The following is a 21,152-nucleotide window of genomic DNA, read 5'->3' as shown; positions in this document are numbered from 1 at the left end:
AACAGACGGTCGGCGTTAATCATGAGCCTCTCGCCATCGCTTCTCTTAATAGAATGGGGCATTCTGGGCCTATTCCAAGGCGTGCGCAAAAGCGTCTGGAATAAAGTCAGAATCCGCACTTCGTTTTTTGACCATCTTGTGGTATAAAATGCGCCGCTTTGCGGGTATAGCCCGCAGAGCACAAACCCACACACGTGTCGACACGATGACCTGGGTGCCTTCAGCTTGAAGCTGCTGGTTGGTCGTTGGGATACGTGGAGGCCTAACCCGACTTATTAAGGAACTATCATGTCCCAAGTCAACATGCGCGATATGCTGAAGGCCGGTGTGCACTTCGGTCACCAAACCCGTTACTGGAACCCGAAGATGGGTAAATACATCTTTGGCGCGCGTAACAAGATCCACATCATCAACCTTGAAAAAACCCTGCCAATGTTCAACGAAGCTCTGACTTTCGTAGAGCGTCTGGCCCAGGGCAAAAACAAGATTCTGTTCGTCGGCACCAAGCGTTCCGCTGGCAAGATCGTTGCTGAAGAAGCAGCACGTTGCGGTTCGCCGTACGTTGATCACCGCTGGTTGGGCGGCATGCTCACCAACTTCAAAACCATTCGTGCTTCGATCAAGCGTCTGCGTGACCTTGAAATCCAGGCAGAAGACGGTACTTTCGCCAAGCTGACCAAGAAAGAGGCGCTGATGCGCACTCGCGATCTGCAGAAGCTGGATCGTAGCCTGGGTGGTATCAAGGACATGGGCGGTCTGCCAGACGCACTGTTCGTTATCGACGTTGACCACGAGCGTATCGCGATCACCGAAGCTAACAAGTTGGGCATCCCGGTAATCGGCGTTGTCGACACCAACAGCAGCCCAGAAGGTGTTGACTACATCATCCCGGGTAACGATGACGCAATCCGCGCTATCCAGCTGTACATGGGTGCGATGGCTGATGCTGTGATCAAAGGCCGTAACCACGTTGCTGGCGGCACCGACGTTTTCGTCGAAGAAGCTCCAGCTGCAGCGGTAGTTGAAGGCTGAGTAATTAACGCCTAGCGTTTACTCAGTACGCAAAAAGGGGGCTTGGCCCCCTTTTTGCCACCTCGAGATCCATCTGTTGGAAGTGTCCTTGGCGTTGCTGTATTAGATCGCGTCTAACAGGTTGCTTCGAGGCATGCTTCACACGAATTGAACGCCCGTTCGGTCGGGTGGAATGGTTGAAAACCTATCCAAGAGGAATTTTGAAATGGCAGAGATTACTGCAGCGTTGGTTAAAGAACTGCGTGAGCGTACTGGCGAAGGCATGATGGATTGCAAGAAAGCCTTGACCAAGGCTGGCGGCGACATCGAAAAAGCCATTGATGACATGCGTGCTTCGGGCGCCATCAAGGCGGCCAAAAAAGCAGGCAACGTTGCTGCTGAAGGCGCTATCGCAGTTAAAGTTGCGGAAGACAACAAGTCTGCCGTTATTCTTGAAGTTAACTCGCAAACCGACTTCCTGGCTCTGCAAGAAGACTTCAAAAACTTCGTCGCTGCCAGCGTTGAAAAAGCCTTTGCTGACAAATTGACCGACGCAGCTCCGCTGATCGCCGCTCAAGAAGAAGCTCGTCTGATTCTGGTTGGTAAAGTAGGCGAGAACGTAAACATTCGTCGCCTGGCGCGCATCGAAGGCGACGTTGTTGACGCTTACCTGCACGGCAACAAAATCGGTGTTGTAGTTGCTCTGAAAGGCGGCAACGCTGAGCTGGCTCGTGACATCGCCATGCACGTAGCTGCAAGCAACCCAGAGTTCCTGCTGCCATCGCAAGTTTCCGCTGATGCTATCGAACGCGAAAAAACCGTGTTCATGAGCCTCAACGAAGACAAGATCAAAGGCAAGCCAGCAGAAATCGTTGAAAAAATGGTTGCCGGTCGCATCAGCAAGTTCCTGGCTGAAGCCAGCCTGGTTGAGCAAGCGTTCGTTAAGAACCCGGAAATCAAAGTCGGCGAACTGGCCAAGAAAGCCGGCGCTGAAATCGTTTCCTTCACTTACTTCAAAGTAGGTGATGGCATCGAGAAGCCAGTTGACGACTTCGCTGCCGAAGTTGCTGCTCAAGTGGCTGCAAGCAAGCAATAAGACGGTTTTAAACTGTCGACCCGAAGAGGCTGCCCGCTCACGCGCGCAGCCTCTTTTCAAATGGGAGGGGATTTTTCCTTCTCTGCGGAACCGGTTTGCAAAATCGTGTTCCGATGGTGCTGCTGTGTAGCACCAAGCTAGAACAAGCGCGGGTTGAAAAATGACCTCGCACAGATTATCTATAAAACGCGGCAGGAGAGATTCGCAATGGCTCAGCAGGGCAGTGGTTATCAAGCTCGCTATAAACGCATTCTACTCAAGCTAAGCGGCGAAGCCCTGATGGGCTCTGAAGAGTTCGGGATCGACCCCAAAGTACTCGACCGCATGGCACTGGAAGTCGGCCAGCTGGTCGGCATCGGTGTTCAGGTAGGATTGGTAATTGGCGGTGGCAACCTGTTCCGTGGTGCGGCACTGAGTGCCGCAGGCATGGACCGTGTAACCGGCGACCATATGGGGATGCTGGCTACCGTGATGAACGCCCTGGCCATGCGCGATGCGCTGGAACGTGCGAATATCTCCGCCATCGTTATGTCGGCTATTTCCATGGTAGGCGTGACTGATCATTACGATCGTCGCAAGGCCATGCGTCACCTGAACGCCAAGGATGTAGTGATTTTCGCTGCGGGTACCGGTAATCCTTTCTTCACGACGGATTCGGCTGCCTGCTTGCGTGCCATCGAAATCGATGCCGATGTAGTACTCAAGGCAACCAAGGTTGACGGCGTGTACACCGCAGATCCATTCAAAGACCCGCATGCCGAGAAGTTCGATCATCTGACTTACGATGAAGTGCTGGATCGCAAACTGGGTGTAATGGACCTGACGGCCATCTGTCTGTGCCGCGACCACAAAATGCCATTGCGTGTATTTAATATGAACAAGCCCGGCGCCCTGCTTAATATTGTCCATGGCGGCGCTGAAGGCACTCTGATCGAGGAAGGTCAACAATGATCAACGAAATCAAAAAAGACGCACAAACGCGCATGCAGAAATCGCTGGACTCTCTGTCCCATGCATTTGGCCAGATTCGTACCGGCAAGGCTCACCCAAGTATCCTGGGCAGCGTGATGGTGCCTTACTACGGCTCGGATACTCCGATCAGCCAGGTAGCAAACATCACCGTTAAAGATTCGCGCACCCTGCAAGTTGTTGCGTTCGAACGCAACATGCTGGGCGCGGTAGACAAGGCCATCCAGAGCGCTGGCCTGAACCTCAATCCGACCAACCTGGGCGAATTGTTGCTGATCTCCATGCCAGCCCTGACTGAAGAAACCCGTAAGGTTTTCGCCAAACAGGCTCGTGATGCTGCTGAAGACGCCCGTATTGCCGTGCGCAATATCCGTCGTGATGCCTTGAGCCAGTTGAAAGACCTGGTCAAGGAAAAAGAAATCAGCGAAGACGAAGAGCGTCGTGCTGCTGACGATATCCAGAAGCTGACCGACAAGGCAGTCGCTGATATCGAAGTGGCAACCAAGCAGAAAGAAGCGGACCTGATGGCCGTATAAGGGTCAGGGCGTTTTATGGAAAAGACGAAGCAGGCTGACCCGTCATCTGTTCCGCGACATGTCGCGATCATCATGGACGGTAATAATCGTTGGGCGAAAAAACGCTTTATGCCGGGTGTTGCCGGGCATAAGGCGGGTGTGGATGCGGTTCGTGCGGTAATTGAAGTATGTGCCGAGGCCAAGGTCGAGGTACTTACGTTGTTCGCGTTTTCCAGTGAAAACTGGCAGCGCCCTGCAGCTGAAGTCAGTGCCTTGATGGATTTGTTCTTCAGGGCACTGCGTCGTGAGGCCAAGCGCCTTAACGAAAACAACATCAGCCTGCGGATTATTGGCGACCGCTCGCGCTTTCACCCGGACTTGCAAAAGGCGATGCGTGAAGCGGAAGAAATGACGGTGGGCGAAGGCCGCTTTGTGCTGCAGATTGCCGCCAATTACGGTGGTCAGTGGGACATTGCCCAGGCCGCGCAGCAGCTTGCACGTCAGGTCCAGGCAGGCCACTTGCAACCTGAGGACATCACTCCCGGGTTGCTGCAGACCTGCCTGGTGACAGGTGATCTGCCATTGCCTGACCTGTGCATCCGCACCGGAGGCGAGCATCGCATCAGCAATTTCTTGCTGTGGCAGCTGGCCTACTCCGAGTTGTACTTCTCCGACCTGTTCTGGCCGGACTTCAAACACGAGGCCATGCGTCATGCATTGGCTGATTTCGCTTCTCGCCAGCGCCGCTTCGGTAAAACGAGTGAGCAGGTTGAAGCTGGAGCCCGGATTTAATGCTTAAACAACGAATCATCACTGCCCTTATCTTGCTGCCAATTGCCTTGTGCGGTTTTTTTCTGCTCGAGGGCAGCGGCTTTGCGCTGTTTATTGGCGTGGTCGTTACCTTGGGGGCCTGGGAGTGGGCGCGTCTTGCCGGCTTTGAGGCTCAGCCTGCACGGGTTGTATTTGCCGCGGTAGTGGCCTTGTTGCTATTCGGTCTGCATATCTTCCCTGACCTGGCGCCGTGGGTGCTGGGTGCGGCCGTGTTGTGGTGGGCAGCAGCAACCTTTTTTGTGCTGACCTTCCCGAAGTCGGCTGTGCATTGGTCGAGCATTGCGACCAAGTTGGTCATTGGCCTGTTGATCCTGCTGCCGGCCTGGCAAGGCCTGGTATTGATCAAGGCCATGCCGCTGGGTAATTGGCTGATCATGGCGGTGATGGTTCTGGTGTGGGGCGCAGACATAGGCGCTTACTTTTCCGGTCGCAAGTTTGGCAAGCGCAAGCTCGCCCCTAAAGTCAGCCCGGGCAAAAGCTGGGAAGGTGTTTTTGGCGGCTTGTTGCTGAGCTTGCTGATCACGGCCGCGGTGGGTGTTGTGCGCGACTGGAGCGCTTCCCAGATGTTTGCTGCGCTGGTAGGCGCCGCCGTGATCGTACTGATCTCGGTGGTAGGCGACCTCACAGAAAGCATGTTCAAGCGTCAGGCCGGTGTTAAAGACAGCAGTAACCTGCTGCCTGGTCATGGCGGCGTTCTGGATCGCATCGACAGCCTGACGGCCGCGATCCCTGTATTTGCTGTATTGCTGTGGATGGCGGCCTCATGAGTCGTCCACAACAGATTACTGTTCTGGGTGCGACGGGCTCCATTGGCCTGAGCACCCTGGATGTTATTGCGCGTCACCCTGATCGTTATCAGGTCTTCGGCTTGAGTGGCTATAGCCGTCTCGCCGAGCTGCTGGCCTTGTGTATCAAGCACCGGCCGCAAGTTGTAGTCGTGCCCCACGAGCACGCTGCCAGCCAGCTGCAGGCGGGCCTGCGCGCTGCGGGGCTCAACACCGAAGTGCTGGTGGGCGAGGAAGGCTTGTGCCAGATAGCCTCCGCGCCTGAAGTTGACTCGGTGATGGCGGCAATCGTGGGCGCTGCGGGCCTTCGTCCAACGCTGGCGGCAGTGAATGCCGGCAAGAAGATCTTGTTGGCGAACAAGGAGGCTCTGGTGATGACGGGCGACCTGTTCATGCAGGCCGTGCGTAATAGTGGTTCGGTGTTGCTGCCTATCGACAGCGAGCACAACGCAATTTTCCAGTGCTTGCCGCAGGATTTCTCGCGCGGGCTGGGAGCGGTGGGTGTTCGTCGGATTCTTCTGACAGCGTCTGGTGGTCCTTTCCGTGAAACACCCCTGGCCGAGCTTGAGCACGTTACGCCGGATCAAGCCTGCGCCCATCCCAATTGGTCGATGGGGCGCAAGATTTCGGTAGATTCGGCCAGCATGATGAACAAGGGCCTGGAGTTGATCGAGGCTTGCTGGTTGTTCGATGCCAGGCCGGAGCAGGTTGAAGTGGTTATCCATCCGCAAAGCGTGATCCATTCGCTGGTCGATTATGTGGATGGTTCGGTGCTGGCCCAGTTGGGCAATCCGGATATGCGTACCCCCATTGCCAATGCCCTGGCCTGGCCAGAGCGCATTGACTCAGGTGTTGCGCCGCTGGACCTGTTTGCTGTCGCGCGGCTGGACTTTCAGCGCCCGGACGAGCAACGTTTCCCTTGCTTGCGTCTGGCTCGCGAGGCGGCCATGGCAGGTAATAGCGCGCCAGCGATGCTCAATGCAGCGAACGAGGTTGCGGTCGCAGCTTTTCTGGATGGACGAATCCGTTATCCGCAGATCGCCCGTATTATTGAAGACGTGTTAAATAGCGAGCCTGTAGTCGCCGTAGACGAACTGGAGGCGGTATTTGCCGCTGATGGCAAGGCTCGGGTGCTGGCTGAGCAGTGGTTGAGCCGTAACGGTTGAAAAGTGGTGTTTGCCGGAACCGGACAGAATCGCGGAGAAAGTAGATGAGTGCGCTCTATATGATTGTTGGCACCCTGGTGGCATTGGGGGTGTTGGTCACTTTTCATGAATTCGGTCACTTTTGGGTGGCGCGCCGTTGTGGCGTCAAGGTTCTGCGTTTCTCCGTGGGCTTCGGTACACCCCTGTTGCGCTGGCATGACCGTCAGGGCACCGAGTTTGTCGTCGCCGCGATCCCGTTGGGCGGTTACGTAAAAATGCTCGACGAGCGCGAAGGCGAGGTGCCGGCCGACCAGCTCGATCAATCGTTCAATCGCAAAACAGTCGGCCAGCGCATTGCTATTGTCGCTGCCGGGCCAATTGCCAACTTTATGCTGGCGATGGTTTTTTTCTGGGTGCTGGCAATGATGGGCAGCCAGCAAGTGCGGCCGGTCATTGGTGCGGTAGAAGGCGGCAGCCTGGCGGCACAGGCAGGTCTGGTGGCTGGCCAGGAAATCGTTTCCATTGATGGCGAGCCAACCACGGGCTGGTCCAACGTCAATCTGCAACTGGTTCGTCGCCTGGGCGAAAGTGGCTCCATGCAGGTTGTCGTGCGGGAGCCCGGCTCCACCGCCGAAGCTTCGCACCAGCTTGTATTGAAAGACTGGCTCAAGGCTGCTGATGAGCCGGACCCTATCGCCTCTTTGGGTATTCGCCCGTGGCGCCCCGAGTTGCCGGCGGTTCTGGCAGAACTCGATCCGAAAGGGCCAGCCCAGGCTGCCGGGCTTAAAACCGGTGACAAACTGCTGGCCATGAATGATCTAGCCGTCAAAGACTGGCAGCAGGTCGTGGACTGGGTACGAGTTCACCCTGAAGCCCGCGTTGTGTTGCGTGTCGAGCGTGATGGCGTGCCTGTCGATATTCCGGTCACGCTGGCTGTTCGCGGCGAGGGCAAGGCGGCAACCGGGTATCTGGGTGCCGGGGTGAAGGGTATTGATTGGCCACCATCGATGATTCGTGAGGTCAGTTATGGCCCGCTTGCCGCAATCGGTGAGGGGGCAAAACGCACCTGGACCATGAGCATATTGACGCTCGACTCACTCAAGAAAATGTTGTTCGGTGAGCTCTCGGTAAAAAACTTGAGTGGACCGATAACCATTGCTAAAGTGGCGGGCGCTTCTGCCCAGTCGGGTGCTGCGGATTTCCTGAATTTTCTGGCTTATCTGAGCATAAGCCTGGGGGTTCTGAACTTGTTGCCCATACCAGTACTGGATGGGGGACATTTGTTGTTTTATCTGATCGAGTGGGCGCGTGGTCGTCCCTTGTCAGATCGGGTGCAGGGTTGGGGAATGCAGATTGGTATCAGCTTGGTGGTCGGGGTGATGTTACTTGCCTTGATCAACGATTTGGGCCGTCTGTAAACGCTTCGCTGAATTGCGAATCTGCCGCATTTTGCGGCAGTTTGTTTATTGCCAGTTGGAATAAGAAAGGACTTCATGAAACGTCTGCTGCTAACTGCGGTTCTCGCCGTACTGATGATCGCCGAAGTTCACGCCGAGTCCTTCACTATCTCTGATATCCGTGTCAACGGGCTCCAGCGGGTTTCCGCTGGTAGCGTGTTTGGTGCGTTGCCTCTGAACGTGGGTGAGGTAGCGGATGACCGCCGTTTGGTGGAATCCACTCGTGCGTTGTTCAAAACCGGGTTCTTTCAGGATATCCAACTGGGTCGTGATGGCAATGTGCTTGTTATCACGGTTGTCGAACGTCCTTCCGTCTCGAGCATCACCATTGACGGGAACAAGGCGATCTCCACTGATGACCTGATGAAAGGTCTGAAACAGTCGGGGTTGGCCGAAGGTGAGATTTTCCAGCGTGCCACCCTTGAAGGCGTGCGTAACGAACTGCAACGTCAGTATGTTGCCCAAGGCCGCTACTCGGCGACGGTAGACACCGAAGTGGTGCCTGAGCCGCGTAACCGTGTTGCCTTGAAGGTCAATATCAATGAAGGCACCGTTGCAGCTATCCAGCACATCAACGTGGTGGGTAATACGGTCTTCCCTGAAGCAGATCTGGTTGATCTGTTCGAGCTGAAAACCACGAACTGGTTGTCGTTCTTCAAGAATGACGACAAGTACGCACGTGAAAAGCTGTCGGGTGACCTGGAGCGCCTGCGTTCTTACTACCTTGATCGCGGCTATATCAATATGGATATCGCTTCGACCCAGGTATCGATCACGCCTGACAAGAAAAGCGTCTACATCACGGTCAACGTGAATGAAGGCGAAAAGTACAACGTCGGTGAAGTGAAGCTGAGCGGTGACCTCAAGGTTCCTGAAGATCAGATCAAGTCGCTGTTGCTGGTACAGCCGGGTCAGGTGTTCTCGCGCAAGCTGATGACCACCACCTCCGAGTTGATCACCCGTCGTCTGGGTAACGAAGGCTATACCTTCGCCAACGTCAACGGCGTGCCTCAGCCAAACCCTGAAAATCACACGGTAGCGATTACCTTCGTGGTTGACCCGGGCAAGCGTGCTTACGTTAACCGCATCAACTACCGCGGCAATACCAAGTCGGCAGACGAAGTACTGCGTCGCGAAATGCGCCAGATGGAAGGTGGCTGGGCGTCGACTTACCTGATTGACCAGTCCAAGGTTCGCCTTGAGCGTCTGGGCTTCTTCAAGGAAGTGAACGTAGAAACCCCTGCGGTACCCGGTACTGATGATCAGGTTGACGTTAACTACGCAGTTGAAGAGCAAGCGTCTGGTTCGATCACCGCAAGTGTTGGTTTTGCGCAGAGCGCAGGCCTGATCCTTGGTGGTTCGATCACCCAGAACAACTTCCTGGGTACAGGTAACAAGGTCAGCCTCGGTTTGACCCGTAGCGAATACCAGAGCCGTTACAACTTCAGCTATGTCGATCCGTACTGGACTGCTGATGGCGTGAGCCTGGGTTACAACGCCTTCTACCGCACCACAGACTACAAAGAGCTGGACGTTGACGTAGCAAACTATTCGGTGGACAGCCTGGGTGCTGGTATCACCATGGGCTACCCGATCAGCGACACATCGCGTCTGACCTACGGTCTGACCGTGCAGCAGGATGAAATCAGCACCGGCCAATACACTGTTGATGAGATCTTCGACTTCGTAAATCGTGAAGGCGACAAGTACCTCAACTTCAAGGCGTCGGTAGGCTGGTCTGAGTCGACCCTGAACAAGGGCGTATTGCCGACACGCGGCAGCTCGCAGAGCCTGGTACTGGAATCCACGATTCCTGGCAGCGATCTGCAGTTCTACAAACTGGATTACCGTGCACAGTTGTTCCAGCCACTGACTGACACCTACACCATGCGTCTGCACACAGAGTTGGGCTATGGTGATGGTTATGGTTCGACCGCTGGTCTGCCGTTCTATGAGAACTACTACGCCGGTGGTTTCAACTCGGTACGTGGTTTCAAAGACAGCGCCCTGGGCCCACGCAGTACTCCAAGCAGCGGCAAGAACCCCGGCACTATTGCTGACCCGGATCAAGACCCGCTGCCATTTGGTGGTAACGTGCTGATCCAGGGTGGTGTTGAAGTTCTGTTCCCGATGCCGTTCGTGAAGGACCAGCGCTCCCTGCGTACCTCCGTATTCTGGGATGTGGGTAACGTGTTCGACACCAACTGCAAAGGCGACACCAAAGATTGCGATATTGGCTTCAGTAATTTGGCCAGCTCTGTTGGTGTTGGTGTGACTTGGGTTACTGCGCTTGGCCCGCTGAGCTTCAGCTTGGCCATGCCGATCAAGAAACCGGATGACGCAGACACCCAAGTGTTCCAATTCTCCCTCGGCCAGACTTTCTAAAGCCTGACTTCAGATACAGACAACGGATTTTTTAGGAGTGCATCGTGCGTAAGTTGACTCAATTGGTTCTCCTGGCTTCGGTTCTGGTAGCAGGTCCGGCGTTTGCCGACATGAAAATTGCCGTACTGAACTATCAGATGGCCCTGCTGGAATCCGACGCCGCCAAGCGTTATGCCGTGGATGCCGAGAAGAAATTCGGTCCGCAACTGACCAAACTGAAAAGCCTGGAAAGCAGTGCCAAAGGCATTCAGGATCGTCTGGTCAAGGGCGGCGACAAAATGCAGCAAGGCGAGCGTGAGCGTCTGGAGCTTGAATTCAAGCAAAAGGCTCGTGACTTTCAGTTCCAGTCTAAAGAGCTGAATGAAGCCAAAGCCGTTGCGGATCGTGAAATGCTGAAGCAGCTGAAGCCGAAACTGGACAGTGCTGTTGAAGAAGTCATCAAAAAAGGCGCCTTTGACCTGGTGTTCGAGCGTGGTGCTGTGATTGATGTTAAACCTCAGTACGACATCACTCGCCAAGTTATCGAGCGCATGAATCAGCTGAAGTAATTATGACTGCGACTATAAAACTCGGCCAATTGGCCGAGTTCCTGGGAGCCACCTTGCGTGGCTCTGCGGAGAAAGAAATCACTGGGCTAGCCACTTTACAAGAGGCTGGCCCAGCTCAGTTGAGCTTTCTGGCCAACCCTCAGTACCGAAAATTCCTGGTTGATTGTCAGGCTGGAGCTGTATTGCTCAAGGCTGCCGATGCCGAGGAATATGTCGGTGATGCACTGGTTGTGCCCGATCCTTATCTGGCCTATGCCCGAATTTCACACCTGTTCGATCCAAAACCCAAAGCAACTGCCGGGGTCCACCCTTCAGCGGTTATTGCTGCTGACGCAGTGATTGACCCTGCAGCCAGCATTGGCGCATTTGCGGTGATCGAAAGCGGTGCGCGGATTGCTGCAGGCGTTACCGTTGGCCCGCATTGCTTTATCGGTGCGCGCTGCGAGATCGGCGAAGATGGCTGGCTGGCTCCCCGTGTAACGCTTTATCACGATGTACGCATTGGCAAACGCGTGGTGATTCAGTCCGGTGCCGTACTGGGCGGTGAAGGTTTTGGCTTTGCCAACGAGAAGGGTGTATGGCAGAAGATCGCGCAGATCGGTGGTGTAACCATCGGTGATGATGTCGAAATTGGCGTTAACACCGCCATCGACCGCGGTGCCTTGGCTGACACGCTGATCGGTAATGGCGTCAAGCTGGACAACCAGATCCAGATCGCACACAACGTTCAGATCGGTGACCATACGGCCATGGCGGCCTGTGTGGGGATTTCCGGTAGCACTAAAATCGGCAAGCACTGCATGTTGGCAGGCGGTGTCGGTTTAGTGGGGCACATTGAAGTTTGTGACAATGTGTTCTTGACTGGCATGACCATGGTGACCCACTCGATTACCGAGCCGGGTGCCTATTCTTCCGGTACCGCAATGCAGCCAGCGGCTGAGTGGCGCAAAAGTGCGGCACGCATTCGTCAGCTGGACGATATAGCCCGGCGGTTGAAACAACTGGAAAAGCGCGTCGGGAAGTGACCCCCGGCGGTAAAGCTTCTTCAAAAGGCTAATACAATTTCCATATCAAGACAGCAGAGCCTCTGGTTTGCTTCCTTGATTTGCTAGAGGAGCGCGCCTTAGTCGCGCGCGCCCAATCTTTATTACAGGCTTCCCCACGAAATGATGGACATCAACGAGATTCGCGAATATCTGCCCCACCGTTACCCGTTCCTGCTGGTGGACCGAGTGGTGGATCTGGATGTCGAGAACAAGCGCATTCGTGCCTACAAGAATGTCAGCATCAATGAGCCTTTTTTCAATGGCCACTTCCCGGCGCATCCGATCATGCCCGGCGTGCTGATCATTGAGGCGATGGCCCAGGCTGCCGGTATTCTTGGCTTCAAGATGATGGACCTCAAGCCGGCTGACGGCACGCTCTATTACTTCGTAGGCTCCGACAAGTTGCGCTTCCGTCAGCCCGTGCTGCCGGGCGACCAGTTGATCCTTGAAGCCAAGTTCTTGAGCTGCAAGCGTTCCATCTGGAAGTTTGAATGCCAGGCAACGGTTGACGGCAAAGCGGTCTGCTCGGCTGAAATCATCTGTGCGGAACGCAAACTATGAGTTTGATTGACCCTCGCGCAATCATCGATCCGACGGCCATATTGGCCGACGACGTCGAGGTCGGCCCTTGGTCGATCGTCGGCGCAGGTGTGGAAATCGGCGAGGGGACAGTGATTGGGCCGCATGTGATTCTCAAGGGCCCAACCAAGATCGGTAAGCACAATCGCATCTACCAGTTTTCTTCGGTAGGCGAGGACACGCCTGATCTGAAGTACAAAGGTGAGGAAACTCGCCTGGTGATCGGTGACCACAACGTTATTCGTGAAGGGGTCACCATCCATCGCGGAACGATTCAGGACCGTGCCGAAACGACGCTGGGTGATCACAATCTGGTGATGGCCTATGCCCATATCGGGCATGACAGCGTTATCGGCAACCATTGCATTCTGGTCAATAACTCCGCGTTGGCTGGCCATGTGCATATGGGCGATTGGGCGATCCTGTCGGGTTTTACCCTGGTTCATCAGTTCTGCCATATCGGTGCCCACAGCTTTTCGGGCATGGGCACAGCCATTGGCAAGGATGTACCTGCATTTGTGACCGTGTTTGGCAGCCCTGCGCAAGCTCGCAGCATGAACTTTGAAGGCATGCGTCGTCGTGGTTTCAGTGAAGATGCCATTCATGCGCTGCGTCGCGCCTACAAGGTGGTTTACCGTCAGGGGCTGACCGTTGATCAGGCCCTGGCCGAGTTGGCCGAGCCTGCCACGCAGTTTCCGGAAGTCGCCATGTTTGTCGAGTCCATCCAGTCTTCAACCCGCGGCATTACGCGCTAGTCATGGCCAGATTGCGTATTGCGCTGGTGGCGGGGGAGGCCTCGGGAGATATTTTGGGCTCGGGGTTGATGCGGGCACTCAAGGCTCAGCATGCAGATATCGAATTTATCGGTGTTGGCGGCCCATTGATGGAAGCCGAGGGCATGAGCTCTTACTTCCCGATGGAGCGCCTGTCTGTGATGGGTCTGGTTGAAGTGCTGGGTCGCCTGCGTGAGCTGCTCAAGCGCCGCAAGCTCCTGGTGCAGACTCTGATTGCTGAAAAGCCCGATGTGTTTATCGGTATCGATGCGCCTGACTTCACTCTCAATATCGAACTTCAATTACGTCGTGCCGGGATCAAAACCGTGCATTACGTCAGCCCGTCCGTATGGGCGTGGCGTCAGAAACGAGTGCTGAAAATCCGCGAAGGCTGCGATTTGATGCTCACGTTGTTGCCATTTGAAGCACGCTTTTACGAAGAACACGGTGTGCCGGTGCGCTTCGTTGGCCACTCGCTGGCCGACACTATCCCTCTTGAAGCCGATAAAGCCGGTGCTCGCGCCGAGTTGGGCCTGTCTGACGGGCCGTTGGTCGCCTTGATGCCAGGCAGTCGCGGTGGAGAAGTGGGCAAGCTGGGTGGGCTGTTTCTCGATGCAGCGCAGATAATTCATGAAGCCCGGCCAGACGTACGTTTTGTGTTGCCTTGTGCGAGTGCCGCACGTCGCGAGCAGATCGAGCAGTTGCTGGTGGGGCGCGATCTGCCGTTGACCCTGCTGGATGGCCAGTCACACCTGGCACTGGCGGCCTGCGATGCGGTGCTGATCGCTTCAGGTACGGCAACGCTTGAGGCTTTGCTCTACAAGAGGCCGATGGTAGTGGCTTATCGCCTGGCGCGTCTGACGTTCTGGATTCTCAAGCGACTGGTCAAAAGCCCGTACGTATCGCTGCCCAACTTGCTTGCACAGCGGATGCTGGTGCCCGAGCTTTTGCAGGATGCCGCCACTCCCGAGGCGCTGGCTCAGACCTTGCTGCCTTTGCTGGAGGGTGGGGAAGAGCAAACCCGGGGCTTTGACGAAATTCACCGCACCCTGCGTCTCGACGCTTCCAATCAGGCCGCCAAAGCGGTGCTGGACCTGATAGCACAATCCAAGTGAGTAAAGTGACTATGCAAATCGGATTGGACTTCAATCTGGTCGAGGACCTCGTGGCCGGTGTCGACGAAGTGGGCCGTGGCCCACTGTGCGGCGCTGTCGTGACGGCCGCCGTAATTCTTGATCCCTCCCGGCCTATCGCAGGGCTCAACGACTCGAAAAAACTCACGGAGGCGCGTCGTGAAAAGCTCTACGACGAAATCTGTGAGAAAGCCCTGAGCTGGTGCATTGCGCGGGCTGAAGTCGAAGAAATCGATGAGCTGAATATTCTGCATGCCACCATGCTGGCCATGCAGCGAGCCGTGGAAGGGCTGAGCATCACCCCTAAACTGGCGATGATTGACGGCAATCGCTGCCCCAAGCTGGCCATGCCTGCTGAAGCCGTGGTGAAAGGCGACAGTAAAGTGCCGGCCATTGCCGCGGCATCGATTCTGGCCAAGGTCAGTCGCGACCGTGAAATGGCTGCCTTTGAATTGATCTACCCGGGCTATGGCATCGGTGGGCACAAGGGTTACCCGACCCCTGTTCACCTTGAAGCGCTCGAGCGTCTGGGCCCGACTCCGATTCACCGGCGTTCGTTTGGCCCGGTGCGTCGCGCATGGGAAGCGCTCGAGGTTTAGCCGCAAGGCTGATGTTTTTGCCAAGGCCCGGTACAATCCGGGCCTTGTTGTTTCTCAAAGCTTATAGACAGGATCACCATGCCGGCTTCATTCGTTCACCTGCGCCTGCACACTGAATACTCCCTGGTCGATGGCCTGGTGCGGATCAAACCGCTGATCAAAACCCTGGCGGGCATGAATATGCCCGCTGTCGCGGTAACTGATCAGAACAACATGTGCTCCCTGGTCAAATTCTACAAAGCAGCCATGGGCGGCGGCATCAAGCCGATCTGCGGCGCTGATCTGTGGTTGTCGAACAAGGACCCGGAAAACCCGGTGAGCCGTATCAGCCTGCTGGCGATGAACGGTGTGGGTTATCGCAACCTGACCGAGCTGATTTCCCGTGGTTTTATCGATGGCCAGCGTAACGGTCAGGTCATCATCGAGCGCGAGTGGGTGGCCGAGGCTGCTGAAGGCTTGATCATGCTCTCGGCGGCGAAGGAGGGCGAGATTGGTGTCGCGCTGATCAGTGGCAACACTGAAGAGGCCCAGGTTCTGGCTCGCGAATGGATGACGGTGTTTCCGGATCGTTTTTATCTGGAAGTTCAACGCACCAAGCGCCCTAATGACGAAGAGCACCTGCACGCAGCGGTTGCGCTGGCTGAAGAAGTCGGCGCGCCGCTGGTAGCGACCAACGATGTGCGCTTCATCAAGCAAGAGGATTTCGAAGCTCACGAAACCCGCGTCTGCATTGGTGAAGGCCGTGCGCTGGATGACCCGCGCCGTTCCAAGAATTACAGCGATCAGCAATATCTGAAAAGCGCCGACGAAATGGCCGAGCTGTTCAGTGACTTGCCTGACGCGCTGGCAAACTCGGTCGAAATCGCCAAGCGCTGCAATATCGAAGTCAAGCTGGGCAAGCACTTTTTGCCCAACTTCCCGATTCCCGATGGCATGACCATCGATGAGTATTTCCGCAAAGTGTCTTTTGATGGTCTGGAAGATCGCCTGAGCGTTCTGTTACCCAAAGACACCACTGAAGATTACGAAACCAAACGTCAGGTGTATGTCGACCGGCTGAATTTCGAGCTGGATATCATTATCCAGATGGGGTTCCCGGGTTACTTTCTGATCGTGATGGACTTTATCCAGTGGGCCAAGAGTAACGGCGTACCAGTAGGTCCTGGCCGTGGTTCGGGTGCAGGGTCGCTGGTGGCCTATGTGCAAAAGATTACTGACCTTGACCCTCTGGAATACGACCTGCTGTTCGAGCGATTCCTTAACCCGGAACGGGTATCGATGCCCGACTTCGACGTCGACTTCTGCATGGATGGCCGTGACCGGGTAATCGAGTATGTGGCCGAAAAATACGGTCGCAACGCGGTAAGTCAGATCATCACGTTTGGTTCGATGGCCGCCAAGGCGGTAATCCGTGACGTGGCGCGGGTGCAGGGCAAGTCCTACGGCTTGGCGGATCGTCTGTCGAAGATGATTCCCTTCGAAGTCGGCATGACCTTGGAAAAAGCCTACGAGCAAGAAGAGATTCTGCGCGACTTCATCAAGGTTGATGAAGAGGCCGCCGAAATCTGGGAAATGGCCCGCAAGCTGGAAGGCGTTGTGCGTAACGTCGGTAAGCACGCAGGTGGTGTGGTTATCGCGCCGACCAAACTGACAGACTTCTCGCCGATTTACTGCGACGAAGAGGGCGGTGGTCTGGTTACCCAGTTTGACAAAGATGACGTCGAGTCCGCCGGTCTGGTGAAGTTCGACTTCCTGGGTTTGCGAACCCTGACGGTTATCGATTGGGCGCTGAAAACCATCAACCGTGATCGTGCCAAGGTCGACGAGCCACCACTGGATATCGCTTTTATCCCGCTGGACGACAAGCCAACGTACCAGCTGCTGCAAAAGGCCGAGACCACGGCGGTGTTCCAGCTCGAGTCGCGTGGCATGAAAGAGCTGATCAAAAAGCTCAAGCCCGACTGCCTGGAAGACTTGATCGCACTGGTGGCCCTGTTCCGTCCGGGCCCGTTGCAGTCAGGCATGGTTGATGACTTTATCAACCGTAAGCACGGCCGCGCCGAACTGGCGTACCCGCACTCTGACTATCAGTACGAAGGCCTAAAGCCAGTCTTGGCACCGACCTACGGCATCATCCTGTATCAAGAACAGGTGATGCAGATTGCCCAGGTCATGGCCGGTTATACCCTTGGCGGCGCCGACATGCTGCGTCGGGCGATGGGTAAGAAAAAACCCGAAGAAATGGCCAAGCAGCGCGGCGGCTTTATTGAAGGTTGTGCCAACAACAATATTGATGGCGACCTGGCCGGTAACATTTTCGACCTGGTAGAGAAATTCGCCGGTTACGGATTTAACAAATCCCACTCCGCTGCCTACGGTCTGGTGTCGTATCAGACCGCCTGGCTCAAAACCCACTACCCGGCACCTTTCATGGCCGCGGTACTGTCGGCGGATATGCATAACACCGACAAGGTCGTGATCCTGATCGAAGAAATTCGCAGCATGAAGCTGCGTCTTGACGCGCCGGATGTGAACGCCTCTGAGTTCAAATTCACGGTGAACGATGAAGGCCGGATCATTTACGGTCTTGGGGCGATCAAGGGTGTGGGCGAGGGTCCGGTCGAGGCCATCACCGAGGCGCGTCAGGACGGTCCTTTCACGGATCTGTTCGACTTCTGTGCCCGGGTTGACCTCAAGCGCATCAACAAGCGTACCCTCGACGGCCTGATTCGCAGTGGCGCGCTGGACCGCCTGGGGCCTTTCTTCCATGACGAGCCCAAAGCCTGGCAGGCCAGCATCGACCAGAACCGTGCGGTGTTATTGTCGGCGCTGGAAGAAGCGATCAAGGCGGCCGAGCAAACGGCGCGCACCCATGACAGCGGTCACGCCGACCTGTTTGGCGGGCTGTTTGTCGAGGCTGATGCGGACGTCTACGCCAATCACCGCAAGGCCAAGGAACTGACGCTCAAGGAGCGACTCAAAGGCGAGAAGGACACGCTGGGCCTGTACCTGACCGGTCATCCGATTGACGAATATGAAGGCGAAATCCGCCGCTTCGCCCGTCAGCGCATTATTGACCTCAAGCCTGCTCGTGATACTCAGACCGTTGCCGGGATGATCATTGCGTTGCGGGTGATGAAGAACAAAAAGGGCGACAAGATGGGCTTCATCACCCTCGACGATCGCTCGGCGCGTATTGAAGCCTCGCTGTTTGCCGAGGCCTTCCATTCGGCACAATCACTGTTGCAGACCGATGCGATGGTGGTGGTCGAGGGCGAGGTCAGTAACGATGACTTCTCGGGTGGCTTGCGTCTGCGGGTCAAGCGGGTGATGAGCATGGAAGATGCACGCACCAGCCTGGCCGAGAGCTTGCGTCTGAAAGTGACCCATGCCGCGCTCAAGGGCGATCAACTGCGCTGGTTGGGCGAACTGTTCAAAAAACATCGTGGTGCGTGCCCGATCACCATGGAGTACACCGGCGAGGACGCCAAGGCCATGTTGCAGTTTGGCGAGACGTGGCGGATCGACCCGGCAGACAGCTTGATTCAAGCCCTGCGTGACCAGTTCGGGCGAGACAACGTCTTCCTCCAATACCGTTGACGGTCAGGGGCAATAGCTGCGCCCTGACCTCGACCTGAATTTTTAATCTCGACCTGAGAGCGCCTGTCCCTTAAGGTAGGCGCGATACAGATCAACCGGCTGCCCCAGTTCGGTCAGAAACACCAGCAAATGCTGGGTTTCTACCCTTCTGGCATGCTTTGCCGCCGACCCAAGACGGATGCTTATGAACCCGAATTTTCTTGATTTCGAACAGCCGATTGCTGACCTGCAAGCCAAAATCGAAGAGTTGCGCTTGGTTGGTAATGACAATTCGCTGAACATCAGCGATGAAATCTCTCGTCTGCAAGACAAAAGCAAAACGCTGACTGAAGATATTTTCGGCAAGCTGACCAGCTGGCAGATTGCCCGCTTGGCCCGTCACCCGCGCCGTCCATACACACTGGACTACATCGATCATATCTTCACCGAGTTCGATGAGCTGCATGGTGATCGTCACTTCTCCGACGATGCTGCCATTGTGGGCGGTATTGCGCGTCTGGACGATCAGCCAGTTATGGTGATTGGTCACCAGAAGGGCCGTGAAGTACGTGAAAAGGTTCGCCGCAACTTCGGTATGCCGCGCCCTGAAGGCTATCGCAAAGCCTGCCGTTTGATGGAAATGGCCGAGCGTTTCAAAATGCCGATCCTGACCTTCATCGACACCCCGGGTGCTTACCCTGGTATCGACGCAGAAGAGCGTAACCAGAGCGAAGCGATTGCCTGGAACCTGCGCGTCATGTCGCGCCTGAAAACCCCGATTATCGCTACCGTTATTGGTGAAGGCGGTTCGGGCGGCGCATTGGCGATTGGCGTTTGTGATCAGTTGAACATGCTGCAGTACTCGACCTACGCGGTGATCTCGCCGGAAGGTTGCGCCTCGATTCTGTGGAAGACTGCCGAAAAAGCACCGGACGCAGCTGAAGCGATGGGCATCACTGCTGAGCGCCTCAAAGGCCTGGGCATCGTGGACAAAGTCATCGTTGAGCCACTGGGTGGTGCGCACCGTGACCCGGCAGCGGCGGCCGCTTCGATTCGTGCCGAGCTGGCTTCTCAGCTGGACATGCTCAAGAAGCTGGACAGCGAAGCGCTGCTCAAGCGCCGTTATGATCGCCTGATGAGCTACGGCCTCTAACGTAAATCTAATGTGGGAGCTGGCTGGCCAGCGATTGTATTGACGCGGTCTGATGGTAAAACTGTGTCGTCTGCATCGCTGGCAAGTCAGCTCCCACAGGATTGTGTGATGTCCAACCTCTCAGTCCCGCTTTTGAAAGCCCTGGGCCCCTGGCGCAATGCCAAGGCCTGGCATGTCGCGTTTTCAGGTGGGCTCGATTCAACCGTTCTGCTGCATCTTCTCGCTCAATTGCGCCAAACCCATTCGTTACCTCCTCTGAGTGCTGTCCATGTCCATCATGGTCTACAGGCGGCGGCTGATGCGTGGCCGGCCCATTGCCAGGCGCTGTGTGATGCGCTGAGCGTGCCTCTGCAGGTGGTTCGCGTGCACGTGCAGGCCGGGGCGAGCATTGAGCGTGCAGCGCGTGATGCGCGGTACCAGGCGTTCGTGGCGGTGACGCAGGCGCAGGAAGTGCTGCTCACCGGGCAGCACCGTGATGATCAGGCTGAAACCTTGCTCTTTCGCCTGTTGCGCGGGGCCGGAGTCAGCGGGTTGGGGGCCATGCCTCGTCAGCGGCGCATGGGCAATGGGGATCTGTGCCGGCCGTTGCTGGATGTGCCCCGTGTTCAGCTTGAAGCCTATGCTCGTGCACAGAATCTGAGCTGGATCGACGATCCGTCCAATACGCAGACAGATTTTTCCCGCAACTTTTTGCGCCATGAAGTGTTTCCTGTCCTGTCCCGGCGTTGGCCACAAGCTGCTGCCAGCATGGCGCGCAGCGCTGCGCATTGTGCCGAGGCGCAAGGCCTGCTTGACGAATTGGCGCAGCAGGACCTGCACGATGCGAGCGCGGTTGGCGAATTTGCCTGGCTCAATCTGCCTTCGCTGGAGCTTGCGCCTTTGGTCAGGCTGTCTGCGGCGCGTCAACGCAATGCCTTGCGCCATTGGCTGGCCGCTTTCACTCCGTTACCTGATACCGATCATTGGGCAGGCTGGGATGCGTTGCGCGATGCCCGTGAAGATGCTCAGCCGGTCTGGAAGCTTGCGGCCGGTGAGCTGCATCGCGCCGGCTCGCGCATCTGGTGGCTGTCCGGTGAGTGGTTGCTTGCGCCTGTCGGCCCCGTGCCGTGGGCGCGGCCCGATCAGGCATTGGCGCTGCCGGGTAATGGCCGTGTGGGCTTTGTCGGGGATATTCCAGATGGCCCCTTGCAAGTGAGCTATCGTCAAGGGGGCGAAGTGATGGCGCTGGGGCAGCGCGGTCATCGTGATCTGAAACGGTTGCTGAACGAGCGGGGTGTCCCGTTGTTTGCCCGTGGCAGATTGCCGCTTGTGTACCGTAATGAGCAGTTATTGGCCGTGGCAAACCTCCAGGGACTGGACTCAAGCCCCTGTGGACGCTGGCAATTACAGTGGCTGCCAACTTAGAGCGATCAAGGTTTGAGCTGAAAGGGGGTTTCCGGTAGACTACGCTCCCTTCTTGATACAACTTCTGTGGATTCACCAGAATTACAGAAGTTGCCGATTACCAAGCAGTCTTTGCTGGGCGATTTTAAAAAAATGTGTGGCTTG

The 21,152-nt window shown here is 56.2% G+C and carries 17 protein-coding genes and 1 pseudogene; all 18 read left to right on the top strand.

Features of this window, described 5'->3' with window-relative positions; all coding sequences use genetic code 11:
- Positions 1-288: 288 nt before the first annotated feature.
- The 18 genes and pseudogenes from rpsB (at position 289) to tilS (ending at position 21,008) form a co-directional block, all read left to right on the top strand.
- Complete coding sequence (rpsB, locus tag BLW11_RS22365) at positions 289-1,032, top strand: 30S ribosomal protein S2 (protein WP_016781981.1); 744 nt, start codon at positions 289-291, stop codon at positions 1,030-1,032.
- Between the two features lie 205 nt (positions 1,033-1,237).
- Positions 1,238-2,107, top strand: coding sequence for a translation elongation factor Ts (tsf, locus tag BLW11_RS22360; protein ID WP_048359908.1), 870 nt, complete (start codon positions 1,238-1,240; stop codon positions 2,105-2,107).
- 207 nt (positions 2,108-2,314) lie between these two features.
- Positions 2,315-3,058 carry a UMP kinase gene (gene pyrH, locus BLW11_RS22355; protein ID WP_003440426.1) on the top strand — a complete coding sequence of 248 codons (744 nt, stop codon included), beginning with the start codon at positions 2,315-2,317 and terminating at the stop codon, positions 3,056-3,058.
- A complete protein-coding gene (gene frr / locus BLW11_RS22350; protein ID WP_048359907.1) occupies positions 3,055-3,612 on the top strand; it encodes a ribosome recycling factor in 558 nt (185 codons plus the stop codon). The genes pyrH and frr overlap by 4 nt, the downstream gene beginning before the upstream one ends.
- A gap of 15 nt (positions 3,613-3,627) precedes the next feature.
- Positions 3,628-4,383, top strand: a complete 756-nt coding sequence (gene uppS / locus BLW11_RS22345) for a polyprenyl diphosphate synthase (protein ID WP_048359906.1) — start codon at positions 3,628-3,630, stop codon at positions 4,381-4,383.
- Complete coding sequence (locus BLW11_RS22340) at positions 4,383-5,189, top strand: phosphatidate cytidylyltransferase (RefSeq protein WP_048359905.1); 807 nt, start codon at positions 4,383-4,385, stop codon at positions 5,187-5,189. Before uppS ends, BLW11_RS22340 begins: the two co-directional genes overlap by 1 nt.
- Positions 5,186-6,373 carry a 1-deoxy-D-xylulose-5-phosphate reductoisomerase gene (gene ispC / locus BLW11_RS22335; RefSeq protein ID WP_048359904.1) on the top strand — a complete coding sequence of 396 codons (1,188 nt, stop codon included), beginning with the start codon at positions 5,186-5,188 and terminating at the stop codon, positions 6,371-6,373. The genes BLW11_RS22340 and ispC overlap by 4 nt, the downstream gene beginning before the upstream one ends.
- A gap of 44 nt (positions 6,374-6,417) precedes the next feature.
- Positions 6,418-7,770: an RIP metalloprotease RseP gene (rseP, locus tag BLW11_RS22330; RefSeq protein WP_048359903.1), complete on the top strand. Its 1,353-nt coding sequence runs from the start codon at positions 6,418-6,420 to the stop codon at positions 7,768-7,770.
- A 75-nt stretch (positions 7,771-7,845) separates the two neighbouring features.
- Positions 7,846-10,194, top strand: a complete 2,349-nt coding sequence (gene bamA / locus BLW11_RS22325; RefSeq protein WP_048359902.1) for an outer membrane protein assembly factor BamA — start codon at positions 7,846-7,848, stop codon at positions 10,192-10,194.
- A gap of 44 nt (positions 10,195-10,238) precedes the next feature.
- Complete coding sequence (locus BLW11_RS22320; RefSeq protein ID WP_003440444.1) at positions 10,239-10,742, top strand: OmpH/Skp family outer membrane protein; 504 nt, start codon at positions 10,239-10,241, stop codon at positions 10,740-10,742.
- A 2-nt stretch (positions 10,743-10,744) separates the two neighbouring features.
- Positions 10,745-11,799, top strand: a pseudogene (gene lpxD / locus BLW11_RS22315) (UDP-3-O-(3-hydroxymyristoyl)glucosamine N-acyltransferase).
- Between the two features lie 109 nt (positions 11,800-11,908).
- On the top strand, positions 11,909-12,349 hold the full coding sequence (gene fabZ / locus BLW11_RS22310; RefSeq protein ID WP_048359900.1) for a 3-hydroxyacyl-ACP dehydratase FabZ: 441 nt from the start codon (positions 11,909-11,911) through the stop codon (positions 12,347-12,349).
- Entirely contained in the window at positions 12,346-13,122 is a 777-nt protein-coding gene (gene lpxA / locus BLW11_RS22305) for an acyl-ACP--UDP-N-acetylglucosamine O-acyltransferase (RefSeq protein WP_048359899.1), read from the top strand. The genes fabZ and lpxA overlap by 4 nt, the downstream gene beginning before the upstream one ends.
- 2 nt (positions 13,123-13,124) lie before the next feature.
- The gene (gene lpxB / locus BLW11_RS22300; RefSeq protein WP_048359898.1) at positions 13,125-14,255 is read left to right on the top strand and encodes a lipid-A-disaccharide synthase; all 1,131 of its coding nucleotides are present in this window, start codon (positions 13,125-13,127) and stop codon (positions 14,253-14,255) included.
- An 11-nt stretch (positions 14,256-14,266) separates the two neighbouring features.
- Entirely contained in the window at positions 14,267-14,872 is a 606-nt protein-coding gene (rnhB, locus tag BLW11_RS22295) for a ribonuclease HII (protein ID WP_048359897.1), read from the top strand.
- 78 nt (positions 14,873-14,950) lie between these two features.
- Entirely contained in the window at positions 14,951-18,472 is a 3,522-nt protein-coding gene (dnaE, locus tag BLW11_RS22290) for a DNA polymerase III subunit alpha (protein ID WP_048359896.1), read from the top strand.
- A 184-nt stretch (positions 18,473-18,656) separates the two neighbouring features.
- A complete protein-coding gene (locus BLW11_RS22285; protein ID WP_048359895.1) occupies positions 18,657-19,604 on the top strand; it encodes an acetyl-CoA carboxylase carboxyltransferase subunit alpha in 948 nt (315 codons plus the stop codon).
- Positions 19,605-19,712: 108 nt separating this feature from the next.
- Positions 19,713-21,008, top strand: coding sequence for a tRNA lysidine(34) synthetase TilS (gene tilS / locus BLW11_RS22280; RefSeq protein ID WP_048359894.1), 1,296 nt, complete (start codon positions 19,713-19,715; stop codon positions 21,006-21,008).
- The last annotated feature ends 144 nt before the right edge of the window (positions 21,009-21,152 follow it).

Origin of the sequence: Pseudomonas deceptionensis, assembly GCF_900106095.1 — a bacterium.
Classification (GTDB): domain Bacteria; phylum Pseudomonadota; class Gammaproteobacteria; order Pseudomonadales; family Pseudomonadaceae; genus Aquipseudomonas; species Aquipseudomonas deceptionensis.
The sequence above is the reverse complement of the archived record's forward strand: the minus strand, read 5'-3'. Positions and strand labels throughout refer to the sequence as shown.

What these genes read in the sequence shown, in the direction of transcription:
- rpsB (WP_016781981.1), top strand. Translation starts at nt 289, where the DNA reads ATGTCCCAAGTCAACATGCGCGATATGCTGAAGGCCGGTGTGCACTTC.
- tsf (WP_048359908.1), top strand. Translation starts at nt 1,238, where the DNA reads ATGGCAGAGATTACTGCAGCGTTGGTTAAAGAACTGCGTGAGCGTACT.
- pyrH (WP_003440426.1), top strand. Translation starts at nt 2,315, where the DNA reads ATGGCTCAGCAGGGCAGTGGTTATCAAGCTCGCTATAAACGCATTCTA.
- frr (WP_048359907.1), top strand. Translation starts at nt 3,055, where the DNA reads ATGATCAACGAAATCAAAAAAGACGCACAAACGCGCATGCAGAAATCG.
- uppS (WP_048359906.1), top strand. Translation starts at nt 3,628, where the DNA reads ATGGAAAAGACGAAGCAGGCTGACCCGTCATCTGTTCCGCGACATGTC.
- BLW11_RS22340 (WP_048359905.1), top strand. Translation starts at nt 4,383, where the DNA reads ATGCTTAAACAACGAATCATCACTGCCCTTATCTTGCTGCCAATTGCC.
- ispC (WP_048359904.1), top strand. Translation starts at nt 5,186, where the DNA reads ATGAGTCGTCCACAACAGATTACTGTTCTGGGTGCGACGGGCTCCATT.
- rseP (WP_048359903.1), top strand. Translation starts at nt 6,418, where the DNA reads ATGAGTGCGCTCTATATGATTGTTGGCACCCTGGTGGCATTGGGGGTG.
- bamA (WP_048359902.1), top strand. Translation starts at nt 7,846, where the DNA reads ATGAAACGTCTGCTGCTAACTGCGGTTCTCGCCGTACTGATGATCGCC.
- fabZ (WP_048359900.1), top strand. Translation starts at nt 11,909, where the DNA reads ATGATGGACATCAACGAGATTCGCGAATATCTGCCCCACCGTTACCCG.
- lpxA (WP_048359899.1), top strand. Translation starts at nt 12,346, where the DNA reads ATGAGTTTGATTGACCCTCGCGCAATCATCGATCCGACGGCCATATTG.
- lpxB (WP_048359898.1), top strand. Translation starts at nt 13,125, where the DNA reads ATGGCCAGATTGCGTATTGCGCTGGTGGCGGGGGAGGCCTCGGGAGAT.
- rnhB (WP_048359897.1), top strand. Translation starts at nt 14,267, where the DNA reads ATGCAAATCGGATTGGACTTCAATCTGGTCGAGGACCTCGTGGCCGGT.
- dnaE (WP_048359896.1), top strand. Translation starts at nt 14,951, where the DNA reads ATGCCGGCTTCATTCGTTCACCTGCGCCTGCACACTGAATACTCCCTG.
- BLW11_RS22285 (WP_048359895.1), top strand. Translation starts at nt 18,657, where the DNA reads ATGAACCCGAATTTTCTTGATTTCGAACAGCCGATTGCTGACCTGCAA.
- tilS (WP_048359894.1), top strand. Translation starts at nt 19,713, where the DNA reads ATGTCCAACCTCTCAGTCCCGCTTTTGAAAGCCCTGGGCCCCTGGCGC.